The 20325-nt window shown below is 43.5% G+C and carries 12 protein-coding genes; 5 read left to right on the forward strand and 7 right to left on the reverse strand.

The window, feature by feature from the left end; genetic code table 11:
- Positions 1–69 precede the first annotated feature (69 nt).
- The 4 genes from A2W93_04070 to A2W93_04085 form a co-directional block, all read right to left on the reverse strand.
- Complete coding sequence (locus A2W93_04070) at positions 70–1353, reverse strand: hypothetical protein (protein ID OFY54358.1); 1284 nt, start codon at positions 1351–1353, stop codon at positions 70–72.
- A 124-nt stretch (positions 1354–1477) separates the two neighbouring features.
- A complete protein-coding gene (locus A2W93_04075; protein ID OFY54359.1) occupies positions 1478–1792 on the reverse strand; it encodes a FeS assembly SUF system protein in 315 nt (104 codons plus the stop codon).
- A gap of 1 nt (position 1793) precedes the next feature.
- Positions 1794–2228: a Fe-S metabolism protein SufE gene (locus tag A2W93_04080; protein OFY54360.1), complete on the reverse strand. Its 435-nt coding sequence runs from the start codon at positions 2226–2228 to the stop codon at positions 1794–1796.
- On the reverse strand, positions 2225–3442 hold the full coding sequence (locus A2W93_04085; protein ID OFY54361.1) for a cysteine sulfinate desulfinase: 1218 nt from the start codon (positions 3440–3442) through the stop codon (positions 2225–2227). The genes A2W93_04080 and A2W93_04085 overlap by 4 nt, the downstream gene beginning before the upstream one ends.
- A gap of 62 nt (positions 3443–3504) precedes the next feature.
- Between A2W93_04085 and A2W93_04090 the strand changes: the two genes are divergently transcribed.
- The 4 genes from A2W93_04090 (at position 3505) to A2W93_04105 (ending at position 13008) form a co-directional block, all read left to right on the forward strand.
- Positions 3505–4029 (forward strand): hypothetical protein, encoded by a 525-nt coding sequence (locus A2W93_04090; GenBank protein OFY54362.1) that lies wholly within the window; start codon positions 3505–3507, stop codon positions 4027–4029.
- A 122-nt stretch (positions 4030–4151) separates the two neighbouring features.
- Positions 4152–4547 carry a hypothetical protein gene (locus A2W93_04095; protein OFY54363.1) on the forward strand — a complete coding sequence of 132 codons (396 nt, stop codon included), beginning with the start codon at positions 4152–4154 and terminating at the stop codon, positions 4545–4547.
- 114 nt (positions 4548–4661) lie between these two features.
- Complete coding sequence (locus A2W93_04100; GenBank protein OFY54364.1) at positions 4662–5192, forward strand: hypothetical protein; 531 nt, start codon at positions 4662–4664, stop codon at positions 5190–5192.
- Positions 5193–5367: 175 nt separating this feature from the next.
- Complete coding sequence (locus tag A2W93_04105; protein OFY54365.1) at positions 5368–13008, forward strand: hypothetical protein; 7641 nt, start codon at positions 5368–5370, stop codon at positions 13006–13008.
- A gap of 169 nt (positions 13009–13177) precedes the next feature.
- On the opposite strand, the gene A2W93_04110 is transcribed toward A2W93_04105, so the two are convergent.
- From A2W93_04110 to A2W93_04120, 3 genes are all read right to left on the reverse strand, one after another.
- Entirely contained in the window at positions 13178–13885 is a 708-nt protein-coding gene (locus tag A2W93_04110) for a hypothetical protein (protein ID OFY54366.1), read from the reverse strand.
- Between the two features lie 58 nt (positions 13886–13943).
- Positions 13944–15278: a hypothetical protein gene (locus tag A2W93_04115; protein ID OFY54367.1), complete on the reverse strand. Its 1335-nt coding sequence runs from the start codon at positions 15276–15278 to the stop codon at positions 13944–13946.
- 449 nt (positions 15279–15727) lie between these two features.
- Positions 15728–16747, reverse strand: a complete 1020-nt coding sequence (locus tag A2W93_04120; protein ID OFY54368.1) for a hypothetical protein — start codon at positions 16745–16747, stop codon at positions 15728–15730.
- A 6-nt stretch (positions 16748–16753) separates the two neighbouring features.
- Between A2W93_04120 and A2W93_04125 the strand changes: the two genes are divergently transcribed.
- The gene (locus A2W93_04125; GenBank protein OFY54369.1) at positions 16754–20278 is read left to right on the forward strand and encodes a DNA polymerase III subunit alpha; all 3525 of its coding nucleotides are present in this window, start codon (positions 16754–16756) and stop codon (positions 20276–20278) included.
- Positions 20279–20325: the final 47 nt, after the last annotated feature.

Genomic DNA, 20325 nt, shown 5'->3' on the forward strand with positions numbered 1-20325 from the left:
GATGTCAGCAATTAGCTCTGAGACGGGGCTGTATTGTTGCACCTCTATGCCGCAGCCGCAAGCCGCATGCTATTTTATCCACACCAGATTGCGCTCTGATTTATAACTCAGGTAAATTATATCGCTCTCAACAAAATCGTTGGTTAACGGAATTGCGTCAATCTTGTTTTCCTTAATGAATAATGCAGTTGCATTGAGTTGCGCTTGTTTTATAGCTGGCTCAGGGATAGATTTGTGATAAATTCCGGTTGACCAGAAAGCAGCCAGATGCATCAGAAAAATAAATACACCGATAACAATTCCAGGTTTTTTGAAAACCTCAATTGATTTGGCAAACAATGCAGCGCCTGCCAGTGCAATGAAAGGCGTGAAGCGGGCTGTGTAAATGTAATGAATGGAACTGGCACTCAGCACTGCCACGAAAAACAGCAATGCGGTCCATAACGCGATTTTTTGAACAGATAAATCAATCGGGCCACATTTTTTTCTTGCGAAAACGAAGCACATTACAGCCAGAGCAACAACAATATACCCAGGACCTGAAAGAATATTGTGAATCTGCTTGAGCACCAGTAGCCAAGTTTCAGGATTCAGTACATCGTAACCCATGTCGGTATAATGGCTTCCGAAGAAACCACTTCGTTCGAGATAGCGAATTCCAAGGGCTCTGTATAATGCATCAAATCCTCCAATAGATAGATATTGAAAGGCAACGGCTCCATATGTAACAAGCGCTGATGCAGCCACTAAAATTACCCCGTAGCGAATATGCGCCTTTTTGAACTGGCGGAAATATATAATGAACAATGCCGCTACGAAAGTGAGTCCCATCCAGTCGGTTGCAGCCAGCAAAGCAACAGATAGAAATAGCAGCAGCCGAACAATAAACACCCTGTCTGATTGCAAATACAGAGTCCAGGCAGCGAGCGTGGTGATTAGAAAAAACTGTCCCCAGATTTCACTGAAATTATGCTGGCTGTGAGCAAAAAGATTTACCGGATTCAGCAGATAAAACACCATGGCCGCCAGCATTGACAGTTGAACATATCTCTGCTCTGTCTGCTGCGATGATTGTTTGATGATCCAGGCGAGAAGGAGGGCTCCAGCCAGAAAAATAAATATCAGAAACCATTGTAAAGTTGCCTGATTTACAGATAAACCGAAAAGTTGTATGAGGCCATAATTGGCAATGAATGCGAAGGGTGGGTGCGAAACATAATAGTTGTTGCCTTCTTTATCTTCGAGTCGTTGGTAATAGTGATTGAATTTTTTTGCCTCCGGCCAGGTTTGAACGGGTGCCGCATGATATTCACTTAAGCCTTTACTGTCCCATGCTTTAAGCGTCGTCAGCATAAAAACGTGAGCAGTGTTGGAATGAACAGGTTGAGTACTTATTTTCTGGAAGAGAAGCCAGAAAGCAAGTATAAGGAGGCCCAGGGCCGGTATTATAAGTCTTAGTCGGGACAATAGTGTTGAATTACAATAAGCCCAATTCCAGCTTGGCTTCATCGCTCAGCCTATCGGGATCCCAAGGTGGATCGAAAGTGAGTTCAACCCAAACGCTTTTAAGTTGCGACATGTATTCCACTGCTGTTTTCACCTCAATGGGCAACGTATCAGCTACAGGGCAATTGGGTGCCGTGACTGTCATCAGGATTTTTGCGTTCATTTCAGCGTCGACCGTGATGTCATAAATCATCCCCATATCCCAGATATTCACTGGTATTTCCGGGTCAAAAACCGTTTTGATCCGCGAAATTATTTCCTGCACCATTGGGCTAGTTGTATCCATGTTATGCTTGTTTTTCGTATTTGGTTTTAAATGCCAGCGCGTAAAGTTTCATTTGTTTGATCATCCCGTTGAGTCCATTGGCGCGGGTTGGTGACAGATGTTCGCGCAATCCGATTTCGTCAATAAAATGCATGTCACATTTAATAATGTCATCGGGAGTTGAGTTTGACAAAACGCTGATGAGGATAGCTGCAATGCCTTTTGTAATAAGCGCGTCGCTGTCACCTTCAAAAAAAACAGCGCCATCTTTGTACGATGCCGTGATCCACACCTGCGACTGACAGCCGGAAATCAGGTTGGATGGATTCTTTTTTGTTTCGTCGAGCGCGGGCAACGATTTTCCGATATCAATGATATAATTGTACTTATCGAGCCAGTCTTCAAAATTCGAAAAGCTGCCGGATAATTCGGCCGCTTTTTCAGCAATGGTCTTCATTCAAAAATTGATTTTACTTTGGTGAGCGATTCGAAGAAATAGTCTATTTCTTCAATGGTATTGTAAATTGCGAACGAAATTCGCATGGTTCCGGTAATACCGAAATATTTCATGAGTGGTTCAGCACAATGAGTGCCTGTGCGAAGTGCTATCCCCATTTTATCAAGCAGGGTGCCTGAATCATAGGGATGAACGCCGTTTATCAGAAAAGAAATTACAGCTGATCGCGGAGCATCGGGCGCAAAAACACGGATTCCGTCCATGGCCCTGAATTTTTTCAATGCATGTTCAGTCAGCAAATGCTCATAATCGCCGGCTTCTTGAATGTCATAAGAACGCAGAAAGCGAATGGCAGCTTGCAACCCAAGAACCCCAGCTACATTTGGAGTTCCGGCTTCGAATTTATATGGAAGTTCGTTGAAAGTTGTGTTTTCAAAACTTACATTTTTGATCATCTCGCCGCCGCCCTGATATGGAGGCATTTTGTCCAGCCATTTTTCTTTTCCGTACAAAACGCCAACACCCATCGGGCCATACATTTTGTGAGCTGAGAAAGCAAGAAAATCACAATCCAGTGTTTGCACGTCTATTGGAGTATGAGCTACAGACTGAGCTGCATCGACAAGGACCGGAATATTTACAGAATGGGCAAATTCAATTATTTCACGGATTGGATTGATAATTCCAAGCACATTGCTGATATGAGCAATGCTGATGAGTTTAGTGCGATCATCAGCAAGCGATTTCAAATGTTCAATGTCGAGGGTTTCGGCTTCAGTAAGTTTTGCTACGCGAAGCTCAAGCCCGTGTAGTTTGCAGGCAAGCTGCCAGGGAACGATGTTGGAGTGATGCTCGAGTGTGGAAACAATAATATTGTCGCCGGAATTGAACAGCGTAGTAAATGAAGAAGCCACCAGATTTATGCTCTCTGTTGTTCCTTTTGTAAAAATAATTTCAGAGACCGATGATGCATTAATGAATGCTGCAACTTCTTGTCTGGCTTCTTCAAAAGCAATGGTGGACTGGGTTGACAGATAATGAACTCCGCGGTGGACATTGCTGTTGAGTTCAGAATAATAAACAGATTCAGCATCAATCACAGACTTGTGTCGTTGATTGGTGGCTGCATTGTCGAAATAGACCAGTGGTTTTCCGTTAACGCTGCGTGACAGGATTGGAAACTGTTTGCGAATTTCAGCCGTGTCGTGTTTCATGAAGCAAAGATAAAAATTTTAATCCTGCCGATTGGAAAACAGATTTTTCGCTTCGCTGATTTATGTCATGTGCCGCAATGTTCAAAAAATTTCTTTACTTTGAAAAAAATTCCGATATGAAAAAAGTATTTCAGGTTTTATTTGCAGCATTGCTGCTATGCAGTATTTCGATGGCTGCACATGCTGAAACAACAGGTAAGAAGCCGACTAAGCTGTTGAAAAAGTTTGCAGCGCGCGTCGAATCTCATGATGTCAAAGGCATTCTTACCTTACTCGATGGTTCATATAAACAGGTTCAGCTAATTGGAACCAATAAAAATGACACCACTAAATTTATCAGTGAATTGTTTTGTGGCTACAGTACTGTTGATAATAAGACTTTCATGTGTGTGAAACTCAGCGATATTAAAAAATGTTCATTTATGAAGCTGGGCAAATTCGACAGTGACACAAAAAGCCCTGCCTATGCATCGGTGAATTACAGGATTGATACTTACGACGGACAGAAAATTAAAATCAATCTCGTTGTGTTGCGTATTACAACAAGTACTGGTGTGCTTTTTCGTTTGGCGGGAGCTGTCGGCTGATACAGTGTCATTTAATCCAAAATATTATGAGTGATGTCAGGGAATTAAAGCGGATATATCTGGACCATAAAACACGGATATCTGCTGTAGGGCAGAAAATCCCTGTGTTTGCATTTCTGCTCATGTGGATTGCGTTGTTCGGATTAATGGTATATATGTGCATTACCTCATTCTATCTGGTTTTTCTGATTATGGGGCTCTTCTTTGCATTGTTCGGTTACCTCACATTTCGTTCTGTCAGCAAGATGCGAAAGGTTTATGCCGATGAAAACTTCATGTATATTCGCTCCGGAAGTTATGAGGAAAAAATCTCCTTTGAGCAGATTTATGCCGGAAGCAAACCCGTAATCCGCTTTGTTTCTGCGCTTGAGGCCGTTAAGTTTTATTATAATACAGAAAGCGGAGAGAAAAAGGTTGTGAAGTTTGTTCCGGCTCAGGTCAATCAGATGTACAATCAGTTTATCGACGCCATTGCCTCCAAAAACATCAGCGTGAAAATCAGGCGCAGTTTTCTTTGAACAACCCAAAGTCATTATTTGGAGCGCTTTTGTTGAAATTTGCACCAATGACCAGGAGATATTTTTTCGCGACTACATGAAAAAAATTTTACTTTTGCACAAAATCAATGGTTCATGAAAGACAATAAGACTCTCTCCCGTATTTTTCTGGTAATAGCCATTATGGCTCTGTTCGCGTTTCTGCGTATTTTTATCGAACTGCCGAATATATCACCGGTTGCAGCTATAGCTCTTTTCGGAGGTACATTTATTAGCCGCAAAGGCCTGGCTGTGGTTTTGCCGCTGGCCATTCTTTTCGCCAGTGATGCTATTCTCGGCTTCTACAGCCCATTTCTCATGGCTTTTGTTTATGGATCGTTTGCATTGATCGCAGTTGTTGGCCTCTGGCTTCGCAATCACATGAAATTCCACAATGTAATGCTGGCATCCATTGCCTCATCAGTGTTATTCTTTATTGTATCCAATCTGGGTGTTTGGGCTGAAGGAATCTGGTATCCAATGAACGTGACCGGTCTTACTGAATGTTTTGCCATGGCCATTCCATTCTTCCGTTATGAACTGGCCGGAACACTTGGCTTCACCCTTGTTTTCTTCGGCATGTATCAGTTTGCCACATCACGCATCAGCGCTTTCAAAGCTGCATAAGCAATTTTAATATTTCCGAAACAGCATCTTCATCGGTGCTGTTTTTTTTGTTTTATCATTATTGTTTCCGATAACGAAATTAAATATAATGTTAATATTTTCTTTAGCGGTCTGACTTATCATAACTCTGCGTAAATTGTCGGGTCAAATTCACTTGTACACAAATTCCTTCAAAATGAAGAAATTCTTCCTGTTTTTATCGGTAAGCTTCACTATTTATGCTCTTCAAGGGCAGATTGTTGTAAACACTACTCCAACTGCGCAGCAATTGGCTGAATTACTTGCAGGCAGCAATCTCGTTGTAAGTAATGCCTCACTGACCGGCGCTGCGTCGGCGCATGGCAGTTTCAGTAATGGCGGATCGCAGGTTGGAATGACATCGGGGGTGCTTTTATCCACAGGAAATGTAACAACCGCGCCGGGGCCGAATACCGTGGGAAACACATCCAATGAACTTGGTACTGCTGGAACAACTCAAATGACAGCCCTGGCGGGAGCTACAACCTATGACGCGATTACGCTTGAATTTGATTTTAATGTGCAGTCCGACTTCATACAGTTCAATTACATTTTTGCTTCGGAAGAATATCCGGAATATGCACCACCCGTAAGCTCCAGCTATAACGATGTTTTTGCTTTCTTCATTTCAGGCCCGGGCATCACTGGCGAAGAAAATATTGCACTTATTCCTAATACTTCAACGGCTGTTGCTATCAATAATATCAACGCCATCACAAACACGCAGTATTATGTGGATAATGCCGGCGGAACAGATGTTTCGTTTGATGCATTCACTACCATGCTTACCGCACGCCGGGATGGTCTGACGCCTTGTTCAACCTATCACCTAAAGCTGGTGATTGCCGATGCAGGTGACCGAAAGTACAATTCAGCTGTATTGCTGCAGGAAAATAGTCTGGTGCAGGGTGTTGTCGAAGTAAACACTGAAACCATAAATGCTGACTCAATAGCGCTGGAAGGCTGTATTGAAGCCAGTTTTTCCTTTTCGCTCGATCAGGTTTCTGCAACGGATAAAACCATTAATTTTCAGATTGCAGGTACGGCAACAAACGGGGTTGATTATTCGCCCATCGCGTCAAGTCTCACTATTCCTGCCGGTCAAACACAGGCATCGGTTTTCATTCATGCCATCTCCGACGGAATTCCCGAAGGGCAGGAATCCATTCTCATCATCTATAAGCCTGAAGTGTGTTCTGATTGGGACACTGCGTATCTGTTCATCGACGATGCCCAACCGATTATTTATTCATTGGCTGGTACGAATTTGGATTGTTATGGCGACCATTCAGGCGAGATTCTCATCAATTCCAGTGGTGGATTTCCGCCATACACCTATCATCTCACAAACCCTTTTGGACAGATAAATCAATATACTGCAAATCCAGTAACAGGGCTTGAGGCCGGTCAGTATAAGGTCTACGTATATGACTCCTACGGCTGCAAAGCTGAAGCTTTGGTGATAGGCGGATTATTCAATGCAGGCACTACTTTTCTTCCGGACGGATCGGGAGTCACCTATTCATCCACTCTTAATATTACCGGTTTTAATACCGGCGCTACACTTACATCGCTGAGCATGTTGCAAAATATCTGTCTGAACATGGAGCACAGTTATCTTGGAGATTTATTAATCACCATGCAGGCTCCCGGAGGACAATCTGTACAATTAAGCAGTGGTGGTGGTGGCTCTTGTGATTTAGGAGAACCAATCGCAACCGGGCCAATTGATGGATCAGCAAGCAGTTATCTGACGGATCCAGGTATAGGTTATGATTATTGTTTCAACGTTTCCCCAATGTATGGAACCATGGTGTCTGAAAGCAATAATTTTACAAGAAATTACACCGATGCTCAGGGACATAATTATACTGACAATTATTTGCCTGCCGGCAGTTATACACCTGAACAAAGCCTGAGTAATCTTATTGGAACCCCGCTAAACGGCACCTGGACTGTTTTTGTAACTGATCAGATGGGACTTGATAATGGTTATATTTTCAATTGGACCATCAGTTTTGTTAGTGATTTGCCCGATACAATTGTTATTCTTTCTCAACCAGACTCTATAGGAATCAGCAGTTTTATAACCAATGCCACTTGTGGTGCTGCCAACGGTTCAATCAACATTTCTGCCAATGGTGACTTTTCGCCATATACCTATTTATGGAACACAGGTGCTATAACCGAAGACCTCAGTGCAGTGACTGCCGGAGCATATTCTGTAACTGTTACTGATACGCACAACTGCCATGACTCGGCATTTTTTGCAGTAAGTAATACCAGTTCATTGTCGCTTACATCGGTTGTTTCACCGGTTCTTTGCACCGGTGGAAATAACGGTTCTATTAATATTTCTGTGTTTGGGGGTATTCCAACCTATAGTTACAACTGGAGTAACGGAGCCACTTCGGAAGACGTTGTAAATCTTGCTGCCGGTAGTTATTCTGTGACAATTACCGATGCAATCGGTTGCCAGATTATTCGCCTTTTTCAGGTTACCACAATGCCACCTGTACAGATTACACTGATTAATCAGCAAAGTGAAATGTGTTCGTTGGGCAATGGTTTAATTAATATAAGTGCATCGGGTGGAAGCGGCTCTTATGGCTATTTGTGGAACAATGGTTCTAACGGATCATCTATCTCTGCATTGCATACTGGAACCTATTCAGTCACTGTAACAGACGCCTATGGATGCTCAGCCACCAATTCATGGTTTATTCCTAACGATGTTTCGAACTGCGCAGCTTACTGTTATCTAACTGTAACAGAGAATTCCGTAATCGACGATCAGTGTGGTCAGTCGGTTGGCAGCATTGATGTTTCGATTAACGATGCGGTACAGCCCTATCTTGTTCAATGGTCAAACGGGGCTTCGACTGAAGATCTTTCTGGTCTGACACAGGGAAATTATTCAATTACAGTTACCGATGCCAATCAATGTGTGGCTTCTATTGCAGTAAATGTTGGCAACAACACTGGTTCACTGGCAGCATCAGTAAATACTATTCAGAACGAAACCTGCGGCAGCAGTAACGGTTCTGTTGATATTTCGGTTTCAGGCGGCGCACTGCCTTACTCTTTTGTTTGGAGCAATGGTACATTGACAGAAGACCTATCTGGCATTTCGGCTGGTAATTATTCCCTGACAATTACTGATGCAAACCTGTGTCAGGTAGTGAAAACATATAATGTTTTGAATGATGTCGGCACACTTCAGGTCACTGCTGCGCTGACTCATGAATCCTGCGGAGCAGTGAATGGAGCCATAAATCAAACTGTTACGGGCGGCTTTGGAACCAGCACCTATACATGGTCCAACAGTTCTGCAATGCAGGATATAACTGGTCTTTCAGCTGGTACTTATTCATGTACAATCACCGATGCAGGAGGTTGTTCCATGCAGCGGGTTTATAATATCATTAATCTTGCGGGACCGCTAGCAATCACAAACACTACTGTTACAAATGAACAATGCGGAAATTCGCAGGGCGCTATAAATCTAACGGTCTCTGGTACCGGATTGACATATCTATGGAACACCAATGCTACAACTGAGGACCTAAGCGGGCTTCAGGCAGGCACGTACATCTGCACAATCACAAATTCGAGCGGATGTACTTTAGTTTCAAATTCCATCCATGTTTTTGACGCTCCCGGAACAATTGAAGTAAGCACCCAGACTATAGTTCACGAAGTATGCGGAAATGGAAACGGTTCAATCAATGTAAATGTAAGTGGCGGTACAGGCCCCATGACCTATCTCTGGTCCAATGGTTCCACATCGCAGGATATTTACTTGCTTCATGCATCAAACTACACGATCACTGCTACAGACAGCATCGGATGCGCTTTTGTATATTCTGAATCAGTCGACAATATTCAGGGAACAATTGCACTGCAGAGTGTTGTAATCACAGATGAAACCTGCGGAAATACAAATGGAGCTATCAATATTTCCATTAGTGGTGGTACAACACCATACGCATATTTATGGAGTAATAATGCTACATCGCAGGATTTGAGCGGTATTTCGGCAGGTACTTATTCTGTCACCGTTCATGATGTTAACGGTTGCGAATTGTTATATCAGGAGACGGTCAGCAACATTGCAAACAGTATGACAGCAGTATGGCAAGTTACCAACGAGATTTGTACCAACGCTTCAGGTGCGGTTGATCTCACTGTTTCCGGAGGCACCGTTCCTTATACATTTTTGTGGAGTAATTCTTCAACTACTGAGGATTTATCAGCTTTGGCCGCAGGGAACTATTCATGCACGGTAACGGACAACGCTGGTTGTAAAATTCATACAGGTCCCATTGCTGTTAATAATTTTTCGGCAGGCATGACAGCAACCTCTGTAGTTACTGATGAGACCTGCAACCAGTCCAATGGTGCGATTGACATAACTGTTAGCGGCGGAGTTTCTCCTTTTATCTACATCTGGAGCAATGCTGCTGCAACGCAGGATTTAAGCGGTCTTTCAGGTGGCACCTATTCATTCACTGTAACGGACATTAACGGTTGTTCGGTGAGCGGAAATGCAATAGTGGATTCAACGTCCGGCAATATGGCTCTGAGTGCGGTTATTACTGACGAGACCTGCAACAGTAATACCGGAGCAGTTAATCTTTCAGTGAATGGCGGCGTTTCTCCATACTCATTTTTATGGAGCAATGCACAATCAAGTGAGGATTTGAGTGGTCTAACAGCGGGTCAATACACATGTACGGTGACAGATAATACCGGCTGTATGTTGGTAAGTCAACCGTTCACTGTGGCTGATAATCCCGGAACACTTGGCATTACAGGCATTGCAGTGACAAATGAAATCTGCAATCATAATAATGGTCGCATTAATCTGACTGTAGTAGGTGGAACAACTCCTTATACTTTTAATTGGAGCAACGGAATTCACACAGAAGACCTGAACAATCTCACCGCTGGTTTGTATTCTGTTACAGTAATAGATGCTTCTGGATGCAGTGCGGTTTCACAGGCCGTTGTTTATGACGATAACGGATCCTTCGGAATTACGGCATCTGCAATTACTGATGAACATTGTAATGATCAGACCGGGGCCATCGATATTTCAGTGAGTGGTGGAACAATTCCATATACCTACCTGTGGAGCAACAGCGCATCAACACAGGATATTTCGGCCATCAGCGAAGGAAATTATCAGGTGTATGTCACCGATGCGTCGGGTTGTTCCGATAATCAGAATTTCATCGTACTGAATCAAGGTTCTGACCTTGCGCTAACCAATGCAATCATTACTCAGACTATTTGTAATGCAAGTAATGGTAGAATTGATATTTCTTTTTCGGGAGGAATAGCTCCGTATATGTTCAACTGGAGCAATGGAAGCCACCTGCAGAATCTGAGCAATGTGAATGCCGGAAATTATTCAGTTACAATAACCGATGCGTTTGGCTGTATGACAACCGGAACATGGACTGTCGGAAATCAGCCAGGAACGCTCGTTTCTGCAAGTATTTCTGCTGATGAATATTGTGGAAATAGTTCAGGCAGCATTATGGTTAGTACTTCAGGTGGTGCAACTCCTTATAATTTCGAATGGAACAATGGCTCCACAGTCGAGGATCTATCAAGTCTTCATGCCGGGAATTACTCATTAACGGTAACCGATTACTTTGGATGTGAAATCATTTTGTTTGATACGGTTGTTAATATCACAAGCGGAATCAGCATTGTGCAAGATTCGTTGTTCAATGAAAGCTGCGGCCAGAGTGATGGAGCCGTGTATGTTACCATTCAGGGTGGAGCAGCGCCATACAGTATCCTGTGGAATACAGGCGCCATTACGGATGATATAGCCGGGCTGAGTGCCGGAAACTATTCGCTTACAGTGACAGATGCAACTTCATGTTCGCAGTTAATGAATGTGCAAATCATCAACAATGCTGGAGGAATGGTTTTGTCATATTCAAACACACAGGACGAATTCTGCGGGCATTCGGATGGTTTTATCGACATTGAGGTTACAGGTGGGTTTGCGCCTTATTCCTATGATTGGTCAAATGGAGATACAACACAGGACATTATTTTACTTTCCCACGGAACCTATGTCGTTACTGTCACTGACAATAACGGGTGCAGCATGAATAGTTCTTTTTCAATTGTAAACTTAACCGGATCTGGCATTTTAGCAAGTGCCGTTGTTGAAAACACAATATGCATTTCAACTACAGGTTCAATTGACCTTTCTGTAACCGGGGGATTGCAGCCATTAACTTTTCTCTGGAACAATGGCTCAACAAGTCAGGATATTTTTTCAGTAGATGACGGATCTTATTCAGTGATAATTTCCGATGCTGCTGGTTGCAGTGATACAAACACATATGTGGTTGATCAGGATTTTAATGAAAACCTCGAATTCTACTATGTCTGGACTGAGAACGATAATTGCTGGCAGAGCCAGGGTTATGTTTACTGGGACGGTTTGGGCGCTTCTTTTTTCACCTATCTCATCAATGATGTGCCCAATGCAAACGGATATGCACCTTCTCTTACAACTGGCTGGTACGAAGCTTCAATTGTGGATGAATTTGGTTGCCGGCTCGACAGTACTGTTTATGTTGACAATCTCGCGACTTTTAATATTTCCGGAATTGCCAGCGATGAGCTCTGCGGCGGAAATGACGGAGCCATTGACCTGAGTGTTGATGGTGCAGGTCCCTATTCCTATTGGTGGAGCAATGGTGCAATTACAGAAGACCTGAATGGACTTTCAGCAGGAACGTATTCAGTGACAGTTACCGATGGTAGCTGCTCGGATGACTATGCTGTCACAATCGGAAATGAATTTGATTTTGCAACCAGTATCTCTGTAATTAATGAAAGTTGTGGCGATGGCACTGGCAGTATTGATCTTTCAGTTAATCCATACGTCACCAGTACATACAGCTATTTATGGAGCAACGGAGCCACAACACAGGATCTGAACGGAATCAGCGCCGGAGTTTATTACTGCACTGTAACCCGCGTTTCAAGCGGCTGTTCAAGAATAGTGAGTGATACTGTTTTTTCTGTTTCAAGCGGACTTGAAATTGCTGCTTTGATCGAATCTGATTCATGTTCGCTAGGAATCGGCAGTTGTCAGATATTGCTGACAGGTGGATCGGGCATGTATGATTATTACTGGGGCCATGGCCCGGTATTGCTTTCATTGAATAATCTTGTGGCGGGTGATTATACATTCACCGCAATCGATATGAATGATGACTGTTCCACAACGGAATTCATTGAAATTCCTGACATCAGAACATTTCATGCTTCGGCAATTTTGGCTGATGCCAGCTGTTCAACATGCAACGATGGAATGATTGATTTGACAGTGACTGGCGTTCCGGGATATACAAATGCATTCACGTATTCGTGGAGCCATGGTCCGACCGTGCAGGACGGCGTTTCACTCACCCCTGGTATTTACACTGTTACAATTTCATCGTCAACTGGATGTGACACAACAATGACTTTTGAAGTCAAGTTTCCCGATATTGTTTCCATAGATGAAGCAAACTTGAATATTCTGCAGATAAGTCCCAATCCGGCTGACGGAGAATGTGTCATTTCGTGGAATATCATCAACGGCGAAAAAGGAGTAATACAAATCACTGACATGAACGGCAGAAAACTTCGCCGATGGAAAGTTTCAGGTGAAGCAAGCACGATTTTCGAAACCGCTCTGCTGGCTCCCGGACAATATGTTGTTGTTTTGAATACGGATAGCAACGTAACACGAAAGAAGCTTGTTGTTGCGAGATGAACCAGTAGTCAGTAGCCAATAGTCAGTAGTCAGTTGGATTATCCTCACAACTGACTGCTATAAATTTATTCAACTGTGGGCGCGCGTCTCCTTCTTGCAGCCACGTGGAACGAGGCAAGTTGTTTTCTGTTGACGTGTGACCAGAAGCAACTGGATTTTTCTCGTTGATTCAGAATGAATACACAACCCCAACTCCACCACTCGCCGAATAATAGCGGTACCAGCTCTTCTCAGGGAAACTTAGTTTAACAAGGTGTTGCAGAAAAGTTGTGTAATTCAGGTCTGCACGCAGACTCCAGCTGTCAGCAAGTTTGTATTGCGCAAATAATCCGGCGCCGGCTGTCATTATGAAGGGGCGGTCACCGATGTCAATCACCTGATCTGAATGGTGGTCTTCGTATACTGCCTGAAAGTCAAAATCACACAAATGGCGCGTTGTAAAAATATGCGATATCCCAAACTGAATGGAAGGTCCGAAGCTGAATTTATCGTGGCTGATGACACTGTACTGCACCTGTGCAGAAGCATTCAGAAACCGGTAGCGGTAATCATCATTTACGGTGAGACCAACATATTCATAATCTGTATTTATGTACATTGAATCACACCTGTTGGATGATTTTTCCTGAAGCCGGTTCATCGAAAGGGTTGCGCCGACCGAGAATCGTCCGAAATTATGCGAATATCCGAAAGCAGCATTGTAAAAGAAGCCGTTTTCCTGCTCCTGAACAATGGCATTGTAAATGTCAATCAGCGGTCCTCCCTTATCAATCAGCTGAAAACCCGATGTACCGCCATTGAACTGCAGGTTGAGGTTATTGTTCTGGGCAGATCCAATAATAGAAAACAGAATAAACGCAAAACAAATACTTTTCATTTTTTTCTGATTTATTGTAACATATTTTGTGCGTCTCTCTACATTATTGAGAAAACTGTTATTCCATCACCAGCTTCGCAACCCGCATTCCATCTGCCGTTTTCAGTTGCAGAAAATAAATTCCAGCATCAAGACTACCGATACAAATGTCTCCACTTGTGAATCCCGATTGCATCAACTGTCCGGTTGATGAAAAAATGGAGTACTGAAGATTGGCTCCCGAAGCGATGTTGAGATAGATGATGTCGTTTGCCGGATTTGGATAAAAAACAATCTCTGAACTGTTTTCGTGTCCCGCTATATCGGTGCTGACAGGAATAATGTTGAGTACGATTCCTTCAAGCACGCCCATGGAGTAGGGGAACGACGGATCGGGAACGAGCCACCAGCCATCGGTTGAGCCACCCCACCCGAAATTGATATGAAAATAGCCATCGGCGCGGTAACCGTCAACGACCACGTTGTGTCCGGTACTCCAGGCAGCGTCGACCACCGCCAGGTGAGCCGGCCAGCCGTTTTTCATATTGCTGATGAGTGTTTCATACATGACTGAATCGGTGTTTGTGTGCAGTTCACAACTCACAAAACCGAAACGCTGAAAAGCTGCGTATGCCTGACTTACACTGAAAGTGCCGGAGCCCGCTGATGTGTACACCTGTGTACAAGCTGTGCCGCAGGCGAAAACGATAGCCGCTGCTGTTGATGAAGTTGCGTCGAGACCCGATTGAAACAATATGTCCACCGAATCAAGCCAATCGTTTAGTACCGGAAATGTTGGAAATCCAAGCGAGTCAGCATCATCGTCGATGTAATAATTGCGGCCTGCATAGTTGTGATGATAATCGTCTCCATCATCAAAGCGTGTGTTCTGCGTTGTTTTCAGATAGTTGACGATTTGCCCCATGGCAATGGCCGGACATCCGGCATAGCTGCGGCTTCCGGAGACAGGATCCATCGGACACATTTGATTGTATGGCGCACTCTGTGTCCAGTGAGTTTCAACCCAACCGCCGGTAGTAGTTGTTCCCGAGTCAGGCCAGTACTGGAGTTTGGGCGATTGTAGGATTTGATTACTCAGCAATTCCCATTGATTGTGAATATCTGTTTTTTGCGAACTATTCAGCAAAGTTGCTTTTGCAATTCTGTTTGAAATGTCTTTGTCGAGAATTTGTGCAAACGGCATTGATACATCGAACTGAGAAGTTGATGACCACGCAATCACCGGCGACACATGTTCATTGGCAGCAACAATTATATAATGATGAGGCGCTGCATTGACGACATAATAAAGTGTGTCTCCGGAAAAATTTGTACGCGGAGTGACTGATTGCACTGAGCATGTAAGATTGTTCTGTTGAAGAAATTCAATAGCAACTAATTGTGCTTTTTGCATCGAAATGTGTTGAGCAAAGCCGGTAAGCGACCAGACACAAAAGAAAAATAAAAGCCCCCTTTTCATATTCTTTTTTGAGTGCAATGTAGAAATATTTCATTTATTGAGGGACAGTGTGTTAAAACTTTATACGAATTGGGAAAATGAATATATAAAACCAGTGATGAAACCTCACTGACGCGATGGACTTCTTCTATTGAACTTCAAATTACTTCGCAAAATCAATCGAAGGCTGCTGTCGCACTTCGATACAACGGAGCAATCAATTATATCATGACTTCTCTTCGTTACTCAGTGTGACAGCAGCCTTAGCCCCGCTGTTCGTGCTTCGACTCCGCTCAGCATGACAGCGGCGGGGCTCTGCGTGAAAGCAGCATTAACCCCGCTGTCATCCTGAGTTTTTCGAAGCGAAGCGTAGAAAAGTATCGAAGGAGACAGCGAGTAACACTCTATTTTTCGCTCGTCATTTCCCGGTCGCAAATTTTGCGGATGAAAGCTATAATATTGTCAGATTCGCTTTCCCAGTAAGTATAATCATGACCATAGCCTTTTGGGAAATGCGACACCGGCTCAACTTTACCTATCTTCAGTAATGTTTTATTCAACGTATCGGACTGATTCCAGGTAACAACGCGGTCTTGCTGTGCATGCCCGATATAGATGGGCAGGGTCCATTTATCAGCATTGCGTAAAAGATTATCATCACCTTCCCAGCGCTCCGGATACTCTTCGTAGCTGCCATAGAAATAAGTCATAAGATTGTCATCGGTCATCATGGTCTGATCATAATCGCCTGAAAGGACAACAGCACCATCAAACACCTCCGGCATATCAATGCCTAATGCAAAAGCACCGCGCGCACCGGTTGACAGACCAACAATAAAATTGTTCGCTTCATTTGTAAACAATTTGAATGAGTCGCGTAAATACACTATTACTGTGTCTGTAAGCCAGGAGCGGAGCGGTTGTTCGGCCATGGTTGGCAGCGTCTCATCGAAAGTTTGTGATGCATACATGCTTTTACCCATGTCTGGTATGATGATATTGAAACCAGCATCGCGCAGTTTATTGCAGAGTGTAGTCTGTTCGCACCATCCGAGTGGGTTGAGATTCCAGCCATGAAGCAACAGAATATTGCCGCGGCTGAAAAAAGTATTGGCCGGAATCAGATATACTTTACGGTCGCTATCAACCCACGGAATATTCAATGTAGTATCGGGCGGACGTTGCACCGAAGTCAGGACAGATCCTGCGTTTTTCAGCAATTTTGCTGAGTTGTCCGAAGTGCATGATGCCAGCAAGGCAATTATTAACACGAAACTGTAAGAAATAATTCTTTGAAATTTTGATTTGATGCGCATAGAAGAAAAGTTATCAACAACACTTTTTGAAGGAGTAAAAATATATATTTTTATCGAAACGAAATTTTTAAAAGCAAAGGAAAGGAATTCATGTCTCAGTTTGTTCATTTACACTTGCATACCATTTATTCAGTTCTCGATGGAGCAGCCAACATAAAAAAACTGTTGAAGCGAGCTGCAGCATTGAATATGAATTCTGTTGCCGTGACCGATCACGGACAAATGTTTGGGATTTTGGAGTTTGTCACCGAAGCAAAGAAAGCAGGCATAAAACCCATTATCGGATGCGAGACCTATGTGGCCCGCAACAGCATGGATCAGACGACTGCAAAGGAAGACCGCAGCGGCCATCACCTTATTTTGCTCGCTAAAAACATGCAGGGTTACCGCAATCTGGTGAAACTTATTTCTCAGGCCAACCTGAAAGGGTTTTTCTATACACCCCGGATCGACAAGGATTTACTTTCGAAATATCACGAAGGGCTGATTGCATGCTCTGCCTGTCTGGGCGGCGAAATTCCGCAGCTGATCATGAATCGCAGCGAGGAAGAAGCATTGAAATCGATAGAATGGTACAAAAGTCTTTTCGGTGACGATTATTATCTTGAAATGATGGATCATGGTCTGCCGGAACAGAAGCAGGTGAATGAAGTTCTGGTGCGGCTTTCACAAAAATCGGGTGTAAAATTAATCGCCACAAACGATGTTCATTATGTAAATAAAGAAGATTTCGAGGCACACAAAATTCTTATCCGCATCAATACCAACAAGGATGATAATGATGATTTGTATTATACCGGAAATGAATATCTGAAATCTTATGACGAGATGCTCGCGCTTTTCGGCGATCATCCGGAGGCATTGGCGAATACGGTTGAAATTTCTGACAAAGTTGAAGAGTTTAGTATCGAGCATGATGTGATGCTGCCAGCTTACCCAACGCCGAAGGAATTCAGCAGCGATTTTGAGTACATGGCGCATCTGGCGCTGGAAGGAGTGAAAGGCAGATACGCTGATTTCAACGACGAAATAAAAGACCGGCTTGATTTCGAATTGGCTACCATTGAAAAAATGGGCTTCGCAGGATATTTTCTTATTGTGCAGGACTATATCCGAAAAGCGCGCGAAATGGGCGTTTTGGTCGGTCCAGGCCGTGGAAGTGCTGCAGGTTCTATCGTTGCATATGGTCTTGGAATTACGAATATTGACCCCATAAAATACAATTTACTGTTTGAACGTTTTCTCAATCCCGACCGAATATCAATGCCCGATATTGATGTCGACTTTGATGATTACGGGCGCGATTCGGTGATTGATTATGTGATTAATCAATATGGTGCCGACAAGGTGAGTCAGATCATCACATTCGGCAAACTCGGCGCTAAATCTTCGATTCGCGATGTTGCCCGTGTTATGGGTGTTGAACTTTCTTTGTCGAACCGAATAGCAAAACTCATCCCTGATGGCCCCAAAGTCACGCTTGACGATGCGATGCGAAACAAGGATTTTGAGGATCTGTATAATTCAAATCAGGATGTTAAAAAAGTAGTTGACATTGCCCGCACGCTGGATGGAAATGTGCGCAGCACCGGCGTGCATGCATGCGGTGTTATCATCGGCAGAGAGGATCTTTCGAATTATGTTCCGATGGCTCGTGCCAAGGATTCAATCCTGCCATTGGTTCAGTATGATGGTTCACTGGTCGAGAAGGCCGGATTGCTGAAGATGGACTTCCTTGGACTGAAAACACTCTCAATCATCAAAGACGCACTGGAACTTATAGAGGCAAGGCATAAAAAAAAGATAGACATTGATAATATTTCACTTGAAGAAGAGAAAACATACAAGCTCTATCAGAAGGGAGAGACGATTGGCACCTTTCAGTTTGAATCAGAAGGTATGCGATCATGGCTTAAAAAGCTCAAACCAACGCACATTGAGGATTTGATTGCCATGAATGCTTTGTTCCGCCCGGGGCCGATGGGATTTATACCGAATTTTATTGCCCGTAAACATGGAGCTGAAAAGGTTGAATATCCGCACAGCCTGGCTGAAACTGTGCTGCAGGACACTTATGGCATTATGATCTATCAGGAGCAAATCATGCTCCTTTCGCAGCGATTGGCCAACTTCACCAAAGGCAAAGCTGATGAACTTCGCAAAGCCATGGGTAAAAAGAAGATGGACCTTATTGACAAGCTTCGCAGCGAATTTATTGAAGGAGCCAAAGCCAATGGTATTGAAAAGGCGCTTGCCAACGACATTTACGACACCATGGCGAAGTTTGGTGAGTATGGCTTTAATAAATCCCACTCGGCTGCCTACACTGTACTGGCCTATCAGACCGCATGGCTGAAAGCCAATTATCCTCCCGAATATATGGCTGCGGTGCTCGGACATAACCTGAACGATCTGAAAAAAGTCACATTCTACATCAACGAATGTCGCCGCATGGGAATTGCAGTGCTCGGTCCCGATGTGAACGAAAGCTTGCTGAAATTCTCTGTAAACAAGGAAAATCAGATTCGTTTCGGATTGGCTGCATTGAAAAACGTGGGTGAATCGGCCGCACAATCCATCATCGACGAAAGGAATACCAACGGAAACTATACTGAAATTAATGATTTTTTCAAGCGCAATAATTTTCGTAATGTAAACAAGCGTGCGCTTGAATCATTGGCTATGGCTGGAAGTTTCGACAATATGAATACGCACCGCGCTCAGTTTTTCCATACAGACCAGGATGGTGTTGTTTTTCTCGAAAAAATGACAAAGCATGCCTCGCAGATGCAGGAAAAACTTAATTCACAGCAGGCTTCGTTGTTTGGAGAAATGGAAGAAGCTACCTTCCCGGCTATGGAAATGCCTGAATGTTTACGTTGGAATCTCGATGACAAACTTGCAAAAGAACTTGATGTAGCGGGCTTTTATATCAGTGGACACCCGCTGGATGAATTCGTTGATGAAGTAACACATTTTAGCACACATCAAATTCAGGAAATTTCTGACGGGCTCGATGTGATGAAAGTTGGAACTGACCTTCTGTTTTCTGGTGTTGTAAAAGATCTGCAGGAAAAGCGAGATAAAAACGAAAATATGTATTCGGCTTTCACGCTGTTTGATTATTCCGGCGAAATTACACTGCGTGCATTTAAGGATGATTATATCAAATATAAATCGGTGCTCGAAAACGGACAGAAAGTTTTTGTGCATGCCAAGGTCGATGCCGGAAGGTTCGGCCGTGACCCGGATTCGCGTGAATTACGACTGCAAAGTATATCAAAGCTGGCTGGCTATTTCGATCAGAAAATTGCAGCTGTTTTATTTCACGTTCCAATGGCTGAAATATCAGCAGAAAGTACGCGGAGAATCGATGAAATTTTGAACGCCCATGCCGGAAATATAGCCATCAGATTTCTCCTGATGGACCCCGAAAATAAAGAGGTGGTCAAGCTCAGCAATCCGTATTTGAAAACAGATATTGCAGGAATTTCATTGATTGCCGATCTTGAGTTTGTGAATGGGTATGATGTAAGAAGCATTATTCTGAGTTCTGAGATTCCATTCCGAAAAAAGATGACCGAAGTGGTTGTTGCAGAAATCCCGGAAGAAGTAAATACTGATGAATATCAGGAATAGCAAACTAAAACTGGTTTGGATTTACGGTTAAATTGCGTAATTTTGTA

The sequence above is a fragment of the Bacteroidetes bacterium GWF2_43_63 genome (assembly GCA_001769275.1).
Taxonomy (GTDB): domain Bacteria; phylum Bacteroidota; class Bacteroidia; order Bacteroidales; family DTU049; genus GWF2-43-63.

Coding starts and splice junctions, on each gene's coding strand:
- A2W93_04115 (OFY54367.1), bottom strand. CDS start 15,278: ATGCAAAAAGCACAATTAGTTGCTATTGAATTTCTTCAACAGAACAAT.
- A2W93_04090 (OFY54362.1), top strand. CDS start 3,505: ATGTCATGTGCCGCAATGTTCAAAAAATTTCTTTACTTTGAAAAAAAT.
- A2W93_04070 (OFY54358.1), bottom strand. CDS start 1,353: ATGCTGACGACGCTTAAAGCATGGGACAGTAAAGGCTTAAGTGAATAT.
- A2W93_04105 (OFY54365.1), top strand. CDS start 5,368: ATGAAGAAATTCTTCCTGTTTTTATCGGTAAGCTTCACTATTTATGCT.
- A2W93_04080 (OFY54360.1), bottom strand. CDS start 2,228: ATGAAGACCATTGCTGAAAAAGCGGCCGAATTATCCGGCAGCTTTTCG.
- A2W93_04110 (OFY54366.1), bottom strand. CDS start 13,885: ATGAAAAGTATTTGTTTTGCGTTTATTCTGTTTTCTATTATTGGATCT.
- A2W93_04095 (OFY54363.1), top strand. CDS start 4,152: ATGTGGATTGCGTTGTTCGGATTAATGGTATATATGTGCATTACCTCA.
- A2W93_04100 (OFY54364.1), top strand. CDS start 4,662: ATGAAAGACAATAAGACTCTCTCCCGTATTTTTCTGGTAATAGCCATT.
- A2W93_04085 (OFY54361.1), bottom strand. CDS start 3,442: ATGAAACACGACACGGCTGAAATTCGCAAACAGTTTCCAATCCTGTCA.
- A2W93_04075 (OFY54359.1), bottom strand. CDS start 1,792: ATGGATACAACTAGCCCAATGGTGCAGGAAATAATTTCGCGGATCAAA.
- A2W93_04120 (OFY54368.1), bottom strand. CDS start 16,747: ATGAACAAACTGAGACATGAATTCCTTTCCTTTGCTTTTAAAAATTTC.